Origin of the sequence: Collinsella sp. AM38-1BH (genome assembly GCF_003467545.1) — a bacterium.
Taxonomy (GTDB): Bacteria; Actinomycetota; Coriobacteriia; order Coriobacteriales; family Coriobacteriaceae; genus Collinsella.
Genome location: NZ_QSHC01000006.1, coordinates 38,851 through 52,486, shown reverse-complemented (window position 1 = coordinate 52,486; position 13,636 = coordinate 38,851). Strand labels below are relative to the sequence as shown.

Annotated in this window: 9 protein-coding genes; 7 read left to right on the top strand and 2 right to left on the bottom strand. The window is 61.1% G+C overall.

Annotated elements, in window-relative coordinates; translation table 11 throughout:
- Positions 1-527: 527 nt before the first annotated feature.
- The 5 genes from dnaK (at position 528) to DW870_RS03955 (ending at position 7,573) form a co-directional block, all read left to right on the top strand.
- Positions 528-2,420, top strand: coding sequence for a molecular chaperone DnaK (gene dnaK, locus DW870_RS03975; RefSeq protein ID WP_006235214.1), 1,893 nt, complete (start codon positions 528-530; stop codon positions 2,418-2,420).
- A gap of 2 nt (positions 2,421-2,422) precedes the next feature.
- Complete coding sequence (locus DW870_RS03970; protein WP_117876927.1) at positions 2,423-3,265, top strand: nucleotide exchange factor GrpE; 843 nt, start codon at positions 2,423-2,425, stop codon at positions 3,263-3,265.
- Between the two features lie 108 nt (positions 3,266-3,373).
- Positions 3,374-4,339, top strand: coding sequence for a DnaJ C-terminal domain-containing protein (locus tag DW870_RS03965; protein WP_117876925.1), 966 nt, complete (start codon positions 3,374-3,376; stop codon positions 4,337-4,339).
- A gap of 72 nt (positions 4,340-4,411) precedes the next feature.
- A complete protein-coding gene (locus DW870_RS03960) occupies positions 4,412-4,828 on the top strand; it encodes a heat shock protein transcriptional repressor HspR (protein ID WP_006235210.1) in 417 nt (138 codons plus the stop codon).
- Between the two features lie 444 nt (positions 4,829-5,272).
- Positions 5,273-7,573, top strand: coding sequence for a hydratase (locus DW870_RS03955; RefSeq protein ID WP_117876923.1), 2,301 nt, complete (start codon positions 5,273-5,275; stop codon positions 7,571-7,573).
- A 412-nt stretch (positions 7,574-7,985) separates the two neighbouring features.
- Here the strand turns inward: DW870_RS03955 and DW870_RS03950 are convergent, their stop codons facing one another.
- Positions 7,986-8,633, bottom strand: coding sequence for a hypothetical protein (locus tag DW870_RS03950; protein WP_117770267.1), 648 nt, complete (start codon positions 8,631-8,633; stop codon positions 7,986-7,988).
- Between the two features lie 540 nt (positions 8,634-9,173).
- The gene (locus tag DW870_RS03945; protein ID WP_117770268.1) at positions 9,174-9,842 is read right to left on the bottom strand and encodes a hypothetical protein; all 669 of its coding nucleotides are present in this window, start codon (positions 9,840-9,842) and stop codon (positions 9,174-9,176) included.
- Between the two features lie 234 nt (positions 9,843-10,076).
- On the opposite strand from DW870_RS03945, the gene DW870_RS03940 reads away from it, so the two are divergent.
- Both DW870_RS03940 and clpB read left to right on the top strand, forming a co-directional pair.
- A complete protein-coding gene (locus tag DW870_RS03940; RefSeq protein ID WP_147333364.1) occupies positions 10,077-10,748 on the top strand; it encodes a hypothetical protein in 672 nt (223 codons plus the stop codon).
- Between the two features lie 183 nt (positions 10,749-10,931).
- A complete protein-coding gene (clpB, locus tag DW870_RS03935; protein ID WP_117770270.1) occupies positions 10,932-13,559 on the top strand; it encodes an ATP-dependent chaperone ClpB in 2,628 nt (875 codons plus the stop codon).
- Positions 13,560-13,636 lie beyond the last annotated feature (77 nt).

Here is a 13,636-nt window from a genome sequence, read left to right as displayed (position 1 = left end):
CACGGGAGCGACCGTTTGCAATACCCTCTGGCCGGCATCTTCATACCGTTCGCCGAGTATGCCAAGGTTTACTAAAAAACGTGCAGGTGGGGCCGTTGAGCTGCGTAAATGTTAGCTAAAGGTGACTTGAAATATTGAGCTATTGAGCGCGCCTGCAGAAAAGGCATCCCGTTATTTTGCCGAAAACCGGGTCGCAGTTTCCGGTTGGGCCCGCTAGCGGAAACTGCGACCCGGTATCCACGCTCAAAACGGGACGAGCTTTCCGCAAGGCAGCCCCAGGCACCCTCGGACCCAAACCTCAGCCATCTCTACATAGATCTCGATAGATCTGCCCAGAACTCAAACAGTGCGTCTACCTGCGCATTTAAGAACCTAAAGTCTCAGCAATAAGAAATCTTATATGAATTGACTTAGATTTTGTATATTCCGGCCCATAAGGGGATACACTACATCCTGAAAGACAAGCCGAAACACCGCGCGGCAGACCGCCGAGTCGGTGCAAACGCACAAGAGAGAGGGAATTTCTAATGGGCAAGATTCTTGGTATCGACCTTGGTACTACTAACTCCGCAATGGCCGTTCTCGAGGGCGGTTCTCCGACCATTATCGTGAACGCCGAGGGCGACCGCACCACCCCGTCCGTCGTGGGCTTCCGTGCCGACGGCGACCGCGTCGTGGGTAAGGCCGCTAAGAACCAGGCTGTCACCAACCCCAAGAACACCGTGTTCTCCATCAAGCGCTTCATGGGCCGCAAGTACTCCGAGTGCACCTCCGAGATCAAGACCGTGCCGTACGAGGTCAAGGAGGGCCAGGGTGGCCGTGCCGTCGTCGACATCGAGGGCAAGGACTACACCGCCGAGCAGGTGAGCGCTATGACGCTCGCAAAGATGAAGGCCGACGCCGAGAAGTATCTGGGCGAGACCGTCACCGACGCCGTCATCACCGTCCCGGCCTACTTCAACGACGCCCAGCGTCAGGCCACCAAGGACGCCGGTAAGATCGCCGGCCTCAACGTCAAGCGTATCGTCAACGAGCCGACCGCTGCTGCTCTTGCCTATGGCCTGGACAAGCAGGGCACCGACCAGCGCATCCTGGTCTTCGACCTGGGCGGCGGCACCTTCGACGTCTCCATCCTCGACCTCGCCGACGGCGTGTTTGAGGTTCTGTCCACCTCGGGCGACAACCACCTGGGCGGCGACGACTGGGATCAGCGCGTCATCGACTGGATGGCCGATAAGTTCCAGCAGGAGAACGGTGTCGACCTGCGTCAGGACCCCATGGCCCTGCAGCGTCTGAAGGAGGCTGCCGAGAACGCCAAGAAGGAGCTCTCCGCCGCCCAGCAGACCACCATCAACCTGCCGTTCATTACCATGAACCAGTCCGGCCCGCTGCACCTCAACTACACGCTGACCCGCGCCGAGTTCGAGAAGATCACCCGTGACCTGCTCGAGCGCTGCAAGCAGCCTGTCACCAACGCCCTGCGCGACGCCAAGCTTAAGCTCTCCGACCTGACCGAGGTCATCCTCGTCGGCGGCTCCACCCGTATGCCCGCCGTCCAGGAGCTCGTCAAGACGATGACCGGCAAGCAGCCCAACATGTCCGTGAACCCCGACGAGGTCGTTGCCGACGGCGCTGCCGTCCAGGGCGGCGTGCTCACCGGCGACGTCGAGGGCATCCTGCTGCTCGACGTTACCCCGCTGTCGCTGGGCGTCGAGACCATGGGCGGCATCATGACCAAGATGATCGACCGCAACACCACGATCCCGACCTCCAAGACCGAGGTCTACTCCACCGCTGCCGACAACCAGACCAGCGTCGAGATCAACGTGCTCCAGGGCGAGCGCGAGCTTGCCCGCGACAACAAGTCGCTCGGTAAGTTCCAGCTGACCGGCATCCCGGCTGCCCGCCGCGGCGTGCCGCAGATCGAGGTCACCTTCGACATCGACGCCAACGGCATCGTCAAGGTCTCCGCTAAGGACAAGGGCACCGGCAAGGAGCAGCAGATCACCATCTCCGGCTCCACCGCGCTTTCCGACGACGAAGTCGATCGCATGGTCAAGGACGCCGAGGCTCATGCCGAGGAGGACAAGAAGCAGAAGGAAGAGGTCGAGGTCCGCAACCAGACCGACAGCCTGTGCTACTCCACCGAGCAGACCCTCAACGAGCTCGGTGACAAGGTTTCCGCCGACGTGAAGTCCAAGGCCGAGGCCGCTATCGCCGACGCCAAGAAGGCGCTCGAGGGCTCTGACGTCGAGGCCATCAAGGCCGCTGGCGAGTCCCTGCAGTCCGTGGCCTACGAGCTGGCTCAGGTTGTCTACGCCGACGCTCAGCAGCAGACCGACGGTGCCGCCGGCGCCCAGCCTGCCGACGATGACGTCGTCGACGCCGACTACGAGGTTGTGGACGACGAGGACAAGTAATCATGTCCGCCCGTAAAGCTCGCACGGAGGCGGCTGCCGCTGGCGCCGCCCCCGTTGACTCTGAGGAGAAGGACGTGAAGATTCCCGTAGAGGCCGTCGACGATACCGAGGCCAACGAGGCCGCGGCCGCCGAGGCTGTCGAGAACCAGGTAGAGGATTCCAACAAGGAGGCGACGATGACCGAGGACGAGATGGTGGAAGCTGCTATCCGCGCCGGTGAGGAAGCCGCCGACAACGACTTTAAGCTCAAGTTCGAGCAGGCTCAGAAAGAGCTTGCCGACGTGCGCAACGAGCTCGATGCTGCGGCAGAGGCCCAGAAGGCCGCCGAGGACAAGGCAAAGGACGCCACCGAGCGCACCGCCCGTCTGCAGGCCGACTGGGAGAACTTCCGTCGCCGCACCGCCAATGAGCGTATCGCCGAGCGCGAGCGCGCGACCGAGAAGCTCGTCACCGCGCTGCTGCCGGTGGTCGACGATATCGAGCGTGCGATCGACCATGCCCGCAGCCAGGAGCTTGCCGACGACTTTAAGCAGTTCGTCGACGGCGTCGACGCGGTGCATGCCAAGCTGCTCGATGTGTTTGCGCACGAGGGCGTTGAGCCCATCGACCCCAAGGGCGAGGCGTTCGATCCGCTCGAGCACCAGGCCGTGGGCCGCGTCGAGGACGCATCGCAGTACGACGAGACCGTCAACGACGTGTACCAGAAGGGCTACCGCATGGCGGACCGCATTCTGCGTTCCGCGATGGTGACGGTGACCTACGGTGGCGAGAAGCGCCCCGCACCGGAGCCCGAAGCGGCGCCCGAGGATGCTGCGGCCGATACGGCCGAGAGCACCGAGGAGTAATTGAGAAGGGCCCCGGGGCAACACCCGGGGCCCTTTCTGGCCTAGTGCCATATGAAAGCATGGGCCGTCGTCTGCATGGACGGCGGATGAAACAGGAGAGGAGCTACGATGGCTGCAGGCAAAACCTTCTATGACATCCTGGGCGTATCCAAGAGCGCCTCCGACAAAGAGATCAAGAGCGCGTTTCGCAAGCTCGCGCAAAAATATCACCCCGATGCCGGCGGCGACGAGGCCAAGTTCAAGGAGATCAGCGAGGCCTACGAGACGCTTTCGGACGAGAAGAAGCGCAAAGAGTACGACCAGATGCTCATGTTTGGCGGTATGCCGGGCGCGGGCGGCGCGTATGGCGGCGGCTACGGTGCCGGCGCGGGTGCCAGCGGCTGGGGCGACATCTTCGACAGCATCTTTAGCGGCAACGGCGCCTGGGGCAGCGATTGGGGCTCGGGCTTTGCCGGGGCTGCGGGCGCTGCCGGTGCCGGCGCTGGCCGCAGCCGTGCTCGCAAGGGCGGCGACCTGTCGCTGACCGTCGATGTGACGGCCGAGGACGCGTTTCGCGGTGTGACGCACAAGGTCACCTATCGCATTCCCTCGACAGGTGAGCAGCAGACCATTACGGTCTCGGTGCCTGCGGGTGCGGTCGACGGCGGCAAGCTGCGCTACAAGCGTCGCGGCGAGTATGGCGTTGCGGGTGGCGAGCGCGGCGACCTGGTCGTGACCACGCATGTGGAGGAGCACCCGCTGTTTAAGCGCAAAGGTGCCGACGTGACCATGGAGGTACCGGTCTCGGTCTACGAGGCGGCGCTCGGCTGCACGGTGGACGTGCCGACGCCCGGCGGTGCGACGGTTCGTCTGAAGGTGCCCGCGGGTACCCAGACGGGCAAGAAGTTCCGCTTTAAGGAAATGGGGGCGCCCGACGTTAAGCACCGTGGCCGCACAGGCGCGCTGCTCGTCGAGATCAAGGTGCAGGTCCCCACGAACCTATCCGATGACGAGCGCGATGCCATGACCAAGCTGCGCGAGACCGACACACGCGACTATCGCGAGAAGGTCAACCGTTACAAGGCGACGTACTAGGGCGGTCGCGGCGCACGCCCGCGCCCACGGGCTTATGATGGACGATAACGAGACGGAAAGGGGTCAGGTAGCATGGCCGAGGACAATAGGAACAAACCGCTGTACATGATCAGCGTGGCGGCCGAGCTGACCGGCATGCACCCGCAGACTCTGCGCGTCTACGAGTCCAAAGGCTTGGTGAATCCCCAGCGCTCGGGCGGCAACACGCGTCTGTATTCGCGTGCCGATATCGAGCGCCTGGAGCTCATCAACCAACTGACCGACGAGGGCATCAACCTCGCCGGCGTGGTGCGCATCCTCGATATGAAGGAGCGTGCCGAGGAGCGCGAACGCGAGAACGAGAAGCTCCGCGCCCGCGTACGCCAGCTCGAGGACGAGCTGCACGAGTACAAGATGCAAAAGAAGATCACCGCCCTGGCCCCGCGCGACGGCTCAGTTAACCCCGAGCAAGTCATGCGCAAGCTGCTGGGCGCCGGCGGGGATTTGTAGTTACGCGGTTTTACCAAACCGCGTAACGGGCCGACGCTGCTCGACGTCCAGAGCGACAATTTGTCATTCAAAAGGCAAGGCATGACCAGAAGGTCTATGCCTTGCCTTTTTCATGCCAACTTGTTCGCTCTGGACGTCGCTCGCTGTCCGTCCTCTACCTGCGGCGTTGCCTTGCTCCGGATACGGCAGGGTAGTCATTGGGGACGTTCTTAAATGACTAGTCAAAGGGGACATTCTTGCGGCATTTGGCACTTGGGGACGTTCCTTTTGTGCCGGCACTTTGGGACACTCCTTGTTAGGAGAGTGATGCAAGGGGCTCGTCCTTTACTTTACCGAGATAAAGTGAACGTGCAGATTCGCAACCCACTCGCAACTGTTCTATGGCACGATATTGAATGAATGTATGCTATGCGCCCGAGCCTTTCGGGCAGAGTGGGAGACAGTATGGTCAAGCTGTACGAGGACGGCATCTACCTGCGCGGCGGCAGCGAGGTTGTGCCTGCGGCCGAGGCTGCCGAGCGCGGTATTACGCAGACGCCCGAGGATGCCAAGCGTGGCACCATCGCGTATTCGATCCTCCAGGCACACAATACGTCCGGAGATCCCGAGGCGCTCAAGATCCGCTTCGACGCCATGGCGAGCCACGACATCACCTTTGTCGGCATCATCCAAACGGCGCGTGCCTCGGGCATGGAGCAGTTCCCGCTGCCCTACGTGCTCACCAACTGCCATAACTCGCTGTGCGCCGTGGGCGGCACCATCAACGAGGACGACCACGTCTTTGGCCTTTCCGCTGCTAAGAAGTACGGCGGCATCTTCGTTCCGCCCCATATTGCGGTCATCCACTCCTTTATGCGTGAGAACTTCGCCGGCTGCGGCAAGATGATCTTGGGCTCCGACTCGCACACCCGCTACGGCGCCCTGGGCACCATGGCCGTGGGCGAGGGCGGCGGCGAGCTGGCAAAGCAGCTGCTGCGCGACACCTACGATGTCGCCTATCCCGGCGTCGTCGCCATCTACCTCACGGGCGCTCCGCGCCCCGGCGTCGGCCCGCACGATGTGGCGCTCGCCATCATCCGCGCCGTCTTTGCCAAGGGCTACGTCAAGAACAAGGTCATGGAGTTCGTGGGCCCCGGCATCGCGAGCATGACGACTGACTATCGCAACGGCGTCGACGTCATGACCACCGAGACCACCTGCCTTTCCTCCATCTGGGCCACCGACGAGGACACACACGCGTTTTTGGCCATGCACGGCCGCGGCGACGACTACCGCGAGCTCAAGCCCGCCGATGTCGCCTACTACGACGGCTGCGTCGAGGTCGATCTGTCGAGCATCAAGCCCATGATCGCGCTGCCGTTCCATCCTTCCAACGGCTTTGAGATTGACGAGCTCAACGAGAACCTCGAGGACATCCTGCACGAGGTGGAGCTCGAGGCCGCCAAGATCGGCGAGGGCAAGACGCACTTTAGCCTGCTCGACAAGATCGTCGACGGCAAGCTGCACGTGCAGCAGGGCGTTATCGCCGGCTGCTCGGGCGGCAACTACGACTCCGTGGTCCAGGCTGCCCGCGTGCTCAAGGGCGCCAACACCGGCTGCGGCGAGTTCTCGCTGTCGGTCTATCCCACGAGCCAGCCCGTGGCACTCGAGCTTACACGCCGCGGCTACATCTACGACCTCATGGAGGCCGGCGCGATCGTGCGCACGGCGTTCTGCGGCCCGTGCTTCGGCGCCGGCGACACGCCCGCCAACAACGGCCTTTCGATCCGCCACACTACGCGCAACTTCCCCAACCGCGAGGGTTCCAAGCCGGGCAATGGCCAGCTGAGCGCCGTGGCCCTGATGGACGCCCGCTCCATTGCGGCGACGGCTGCCAACGGCGGCGTCCTGACGCCGGCGACCGACCTGCCCGAGGAGACTTGGGACGAGGCCTGCGAGTACACCTTTGACGACGCGCCGTACAAAAAGCGCGTGTACTGGGGCTTTGGCAAGGCGGAGCCTGCCGACGAGCTGGTCGAGGGTCCCAACATCAAGCCGTGGCCCGCGATGGAGCCGCTCGGCGACGATATCCTGCTCAAGGTGTGCTCCAAGATCATGGATCCGGTCACCACGACCGACGAGCTCATTCCTTCGGGCGAGACGAGCTCCTTCCGCTCCAACCCGCTGGGCCTGGCCGAGTTTACGCTCAGCCGTCGCGATCCGGCCTACGTGGGTCGCTCCAAGGAGGTCGACGCCGTGGAGAAGCGCCGCGTTGCCGGCGAGGCAGCAGGCGATCTGGCGGCACTCGATGCCGAGCTTGCGGGCGTGTTTGAGGCGCTGGTCGGCGCGGGTGTCGCGGCCGATGCCAAGGCGACTGAGTACGGCTCCATGCTCTATGCCAAGAAGCCCGGTGACGGTTCCGCCCGCGAGCAGGCCGCGAGCTGTCAGCGCGTGATCGGCGGTCTGGCCAACATCGTCCACGAGTACGCCACCAAGCGCTATCGCTCCAACGTGATGAACTGGGGTATGGTGCCCTTCCAGATGGAGGCCGAGCCCAGCTTTGAGGTGGGCGACTATGTCTTTGTGCCGGGTATCCGTGCCGCGCTCGACGGTGACCTAAAGGACATCGCCGCCTACGTGGTGCGCGCCGACGGTGCGGTCGAGCAGATTGAGCTCTACATTGCCGATATGACGGCAGAGGAGCGTGCCATCGTCAAGGCCGGCTGCCTGATCAACTACAACAAGTTCAAGGCCGCTGCCGAGTAACGCACTTAATTGTCCGCCCGGGGCTTACCCTTTCCCGCCCGCTCACGCGCTTCGCGAGGGTCGCGTTCGGGAAAGGGTAAGCCCCGGGCTACATTTCTGCGTTCTCGTTGGGTCTTGAGGGACGCTAATAAATAGACTTGCTTGATGCCGCCTCTGTTATCGGGGCGGCTTCTTTTGTCGAAAACCACCATGAAGGGGTAGGCGCCTTTGCGGTGGTTCCGTTTGTCTCGACCTGTAACATCTGGGCCCCTATTTGACGAGCGGTTGTTACAGATTGAGACAAACGATCGCCGCCGATCATTTCATCTCAATCTGTAACATCTAGGATCGAAAAGGGCCGCTAGATGTTACAGATCGAGACAGTGGAACATCGGAGCCGAAACCACCACAAAGGTGCCTGCCCGGCGGGTCCTTATTTCGATGGGGTCCAGGTTATTTCATCGTCAAATAGCCAAGTGCGTGCCGAGCCACTGTTGCGCGCTGTCTGCGGATCGGGCTCGCAGGTTTGTTCGTAGGCATCCTCGGTACACCGATCCATAAAATCGACGACTGCCGTCTGGTCGCCCTCCATGACGTAGATTACGTCGCCATCCGAGATATAGACCCCCGGTCCTTCATTGTCCACGCAGCCGGGGTCGTATGAGACGTTGCACAATTTGCTCCCGTTTGCCGCATCGAGCTCAAGGGTCGAATGATACCCGCCAACCATTTGGCCGTTCTTGGCTCGATATGTTGCGGCGCCGTACCACCGCTTAAACGTCTTGCCTTTGAGTAAACTGGTTGCCTTACCGATAAGCTGCTCATCTTGGGTATAGCGCGTGGCTCCAAGTTCGATTCGGGGATAGTTACTGACCCCAAGCGCTGCGGGCGTACCGTCGAAATCGACGGTGATCGAATCGGGTTTGACGATATCGGTGAGGATTTCGATGGGGTAGCTTACGGTTTCAACCGCCGCCTGCGTTGCCGAGGCAGGGAGAAATGCGAGATAGATAATTCCTACGCCGACTGCGGTAATCGCAAACGCTAAGACGAGCAGGCCGATATAGGTGGAGCGTTTCACGGCGGGTACCTCGCAAACAGTATGCATTCATTAAGATAAGTGATACCAGCTTACGACAATATTCAAAAGAAAGCGATCGGTCGAAATGACGGGGCGAAAAGGCCCTATTGGGCTTCGATTTGACCTCTAATAGGAATATTTGCCCCACTCATTCTGGGCGAGAGGTCAATAATTCAGTTCACGAGTCTTGAGCGATACTATTCTCACTAAACTCACTATTTTCACAGTAAGCACTATAAATACGATAGGGAGGACGACGAGAACGTTGTGACGTGCGATAGCTAAGCCGTTTAAGCCGGACTCTGACCTTGAATCTCCGCCTCTATCTGTGCGAACGGGCTATTGTCGGTTCTCGATTCCATCGCTGCGTTTTCGTTGGGTCTTGAGGGACGCTAATAAATAGGCTTGCTTGATGCCGCCTCTGTTATCGGGGCGGCTTCTTTTTGTCGAAAACCGCCACAAAGGGGACAGGCACCTTTGTGGCGGTGGGGACGAGCTCGATGTTGTTGTGATCGTTGAGCGGCATGTTAATGGGCACCTCTACAGAATTTCATCTGGGCTGGCGGGTTTGGTTGTTTTGGGGATGCCGAGTTTGGATGACGCGAAATCGTCAACATTGTCCTTAATTCCGTCTTTGGTGTAGACAGTGACCATATAGGTGCTGTGTCCGAATTCGCCCTTGTCGCGTGTTGCCCAGGCATCCCAGTAGGCGGCCCCGTTTCGCCCTTTGATTTTTCCGACACGGCGGAGTTCTGTTCGCTTTAATTTCTGGTTGCTATAGATGGTTCGACCGGCTTCCGCGGTGAGCCCGCACTGTCCAAGCAGCTTGTCGAGGACTTGGTTCATGTGGCGCTCATCGGTGTTTGGTGCGTAGTCGTAGGCGAGGGTGATGGAGTCAAGGGGCTGGTCGTCGATCAGATAATTCATTGTCTGAGGTTCGAGGCAGAAATAAGGAGAGCATCCGTCGACCTTGCCGAGCAACGGTAACTTGGACTGCCAACTTCCGGTGGGAATTGCATATTCGTAGAACACGCCACGGCAGACAAAGGAGAGCGAGGTGGCACGCGAGCCGGCGTCGATCATCCCGCAAAGATCGAAGGGCGAGGCGATACCAAAAGAAAAGGGCGTGATGACGATAAGGAAGAGCATCACGATGGGTATGGCGAGAATGGCGATGACGTTGCGACCGGTGGAATGAGACGGCTTCATATGCGCTCCTCGAGACAAAGAGCTGTTGAGGATAGGCAGAAATGGATATGTTCAGAGAACAATTCAAGTTTAATCTCATGGCGTGAGATGGTCGACCGTTAGCGTCGAAAACCACCACAAAGGTGCCTGTCCCCTTTGTGGTGGTGGGGAGCGCGCGGCTTCTTTTGGTGATAGTGTTAGCCGGCGGTATCATTAGGACAAATGGCGCGGGTTTGCATTGTGAGGTGCTTTGCTGTGAGAAGTCCTGCCCGTATTGGATTGATTGTCTTGGCGCTTGCGATCGCTGTGGTTGGCGCGGGCGCTGTCGGTATGGCATTTCTACCTGCTGCGGTGACGGAGCCGGTGGTCAAGCCTGTGACTCAATCTGTCGAACTTCTGACCGGCGACGACAAGCCTGAGACCATTACCGTTGATTTTGATGAGCAACCGGCTGCGCTGGGCATTAGTAATTATCCACGCATTCAGCTTGGGGCTATGCGCTATACCACGGATTCTGGTCTGATCGACAGGGCGTCCGAGCTGCTCAAGGGCAAAATCTTTAAGCGCTGGTATGGATATGCGTCCTATCGGGCAAAAGCGAACGACATGGTTGGCGGATGCCACTCTTCCATCGAGCTGGACACTGCAAACGGCGCAAAGTTATGTGATGTCTCGTACGATCCGGGCTACGAGGACAATGAGGGTCCGGGCATCTACATCATGGACGGCGATGTCGCCTATGTCATGGAGGGCGACCAGACCGAGCTCAACGATTTTATGGGCCAGTGTATCCAAGATGCCTATAAACAGACCTGCTTGCCTGACCCGCAGGCTGCACGCGATAGTGGGTCTGCCCGTACATGGCTGTTCGAGGATGAGATGCCCTGGACCGTCGAATCGGGAAGTACGGGTCCGGCGAAGGAGTAGAGACCGCGACCACCACAAAGGTGTCTGTCCCCTTTGTGGTGGTTTGCATGTCGTGGGAACACTCAGAAAATCTTATATATAGAGACTTAGATTTATGTATAAGATCGCACAAAGCTGGCAACAATACTTCTCGAACAACGTGAAGCCGCCCCGTAGGGCGGCCGCCCCAAGAGAGGTGATTCCATGAGAATCGATAAGCTAGCAATGACGTCGCGCGAGGCGTTGCAGACCGCCATGAGCACGGCTGCCGATGCGCAGGCCGGCGCGGTGGAGCCGATTCACCTGCTGTCTGCCCTGCTCGGTGCCGGCGAGCGCAATATCTCCGTGATCATCGAGCGCATCGGCGCTGATCCGGCCCAGCTCGCACGCTCCACGCAGGATGCCGTCGACCGCGCGCCCAAGGTTTCGGGCGAGGGTCAGCAGATGGGCCTGTCCAACGAGCTCGTCCGCGTCATCGAGAAGGCCGAGAAGAAGGCCACCAAGATGGGCGACAGCTTTGTGGTGACCGAGCATCTGCTGATGGCGCTTGCCGAGGACAAGGGCGAGGCGGGCCGTGTGCTGCGCGACGCCGGCGTCACCAAGGAGCGCATCGAGCAGGTCTACGAGGAGCTGCGCGGCGATGACCGCGTGACGTCCGCCGAGGACAAGACCCAGTTTGAGGCGCTGGAACAGTACGGCCGCAATATCTGCGACCTTGCCCGCGCCGGCAAGCTCGACCCGGTCATTGGCCGTACCGACGAGATCCGTCGCACCATTCAGGTCCTGTCCCGCCGCACCAAGAACAACCCCGTGCTCATCGGCGAGCCGGGTGTCGGCAAGACGGCCATCGTCGAGGGCATCGCCCAGCGTATCGTGGCCGGCGACGTGCCGAGTACCCTGCGCGACCGCGACCTTATCGAGCTCGACATGAGCGCGCTGGTCGCCGGCGCTAAGTACCGCGGCGAGTTCGAGGACCGCTTGAAGGCTGTGCTCAAGGAGGTACAGAAGTCCGAAGGCAAGGTCATCCTGTTCATCGATGAGCTCCACACCATCGTGGGCGCTGGTGCCACCGAGGGCTCCATGGACGCCGGCAACATCCTCAAGCCGGCGCTTGCCCGTGGCGACTTGCACGCGATCGGCGCGACCACGCTCGACGAGTATCGCAAGTACATCGAGAAGGACGCGGCGCTCGCCCGTCGTTTCCAGACCGTTATGGTGAGCGAGCCTACCGTCGAGGACACCATCTCGATCCTGCGTGGCCTCAAGGAGAAGTACGAGATCTTCCACGGTGTGCACATCACCGATAGCGCGCTCGTGGCCGCTGCTGACCTCTCCGATCGCTATATCGCCGACCGCTTTCTGCCCGACAAGGCCATCGACCTGGTCGATGAGGCCGCAAGCCGCCTGCGCATGGAACTCGACAGCATGCCGGTCGAGATTGACGCCACCACGCGTCAGCTCACCCAGCTGCAGATCGAGGAGCAGGCGCTCATGAAGGAGACCGACGACGCCTCCAAGGAGCGTCTGGAGGCCCTGCGCCAAGAGATCGCCGAGGTCCAAGAAAAGCTCAACGTGCAAAAGGCCGGCTGGCTCAACCAGAAGAACGCCATCGACCACGTGCAGGAGCTTAAGGGACAGCTCGACGAGGCCAGAAGCGAAGAGGAGCGCGCGACGCGCAACGGCGACCTGGGCCGTGCGTCCGAGCTGCGCTACTCCGTGATTCCGGGTCTGCAGCAGCAGATTCAGGATTCCGAGGCTGCGCTCGAGGCACAAAAGCAGAAGGACGGCGAGGGTCTCAACGAGCAGGTGACCTCCGATGAGATCGCCGAGGTCGTGAGTGCCTGGACCGGCGTGCCCGTGTCCAAGATGATGCAGGGCGAGCTCGACAAGCTGAAGGGCCTGGAGGGTGAGCTGCATAAGCGCGTCATCGGCCAGGACGAGGCCGTCTCCGCCGTCGCCGCGGCTGTGCGCCGCAGCCGTGCGGGCCTCTCCGATCCGGACAAGCCCATCGGCAGCTTCTTCTTCCTGGGCCCCACCGGCGTGGGCAAGACCGAGCTCGCCAAGGCACTTGCCGAGTGCCTGTTCGACGACGAGCGCGCGCTCGTGCGTATCGACATGTCCGAGTACATGGAGAAGTTCAGCGTCCAGCGTCTGATCGGTGCGCCCCCAGGATACGTGGGTTACGACGAGGGCGGCCAGCTCACTGAGGCCGTGCGCCGTCGTCCGTACTCCGTGATCTTGCTCGACGAGATGGAGAAGGCTCATCCTGATGTCTTCAACGTGCTGCTGCAGGTGCTCGACGACGGCCGTCTGACCGATGGCCAGGGTCGCCAGGTGTCCTTCAAGAACACGATTATCATCATGACGTCCAACGTGGGCTCCAAGGCCATCGCCGATCTGTCCGGTAAGGACGAGGAGGAGATGCGCCATCAGGTCGACGCCGCCATGGCTCAGACCTTCCGCCCCGAGTTCCTCAACCGTATCGACGATATCGTGGTGTTCCATCCGCTCGGCATGGCGCAGATCGAGAAGATTGTCGACATCCAGCTTGCCGACGTTCGCGCACGCCTGGCCAAGGAGCGCATGACGCTTGCCATCACCCCGGCGGCCAAGCAGATGCTCGCCGTGGGTGGCCTGGACCCCGTGTTCGGTGCCCGTCCGCTCAAGCGCCTGGTTCAGCGCGAGGTCGTGGATGCCATCGCCGCCGCTATCATCGACGGCACGGTGCGCGAGGGCGATCAGGTGACGGTCGATGCCGACAAGGACGGCGGCTTTACCGTCGTGTGCGACAACACGCCGGCGGCCACCTACGAGGTCCCCGACGCCGAGTAGGTTTTGGGCCATGCCTTAAAATCTACCAGCCGTCTCTAAACGCCAAGGGCGGCGGATCCAATTGGGTCCGCCGCCCT

Bases quoted from the DNA above. Each gene is read 5' to 3' on its own strand.
- dnaK (WP_006235214.1), top strand. From the start codon at position 528: ATGGGCAAGATTCTTGGTATCGACCTTGGTACTACTAACTCCGCAATG.
- DW870_RS03970 (WP_117876927.1), top strand. From the start codon at position 2,423: ATGTCCGCCCGTAAAGCTCGCACGGAGGCGGCTGCCGCTGGCGCCGCC.
- DW870_RS03965 (WP_117876925.1), top strand. From the start codon at position 3,374: ATGGCTGCAGGCAAAACCTTCTATGACATCCTGGGCGTATCCAAGAGC.
- DW870_RS03960 (WP_006235210.1), top strand. From the start codon at position 4,412: ATGGCCGAGGACAATAGGAACAAACCGCTGTACATGATCAGCGTGGCG.
- DW870_RS03955 (WP_117876923.1), top strand. From the start codon at position 5,273: ATGGTCAAGCTGTACGAGGACGGCATCTACCTGCGCGGCGGCAGCGAG.
- DW870_RS03945 (WP_117770268.1), bottom strand. From the start codon at position 9,842: ATGAAGCCGTCTCATTCCACCGGTCGCAACGTCATCGCCATTCTCGCC.
- clpB (WP_117770270.1), top strand. From the start codon at position 10,932: ATGAGAATCGATAAGCTAGCAATGACGTCGCGCGAGGCGTTGCAGACC.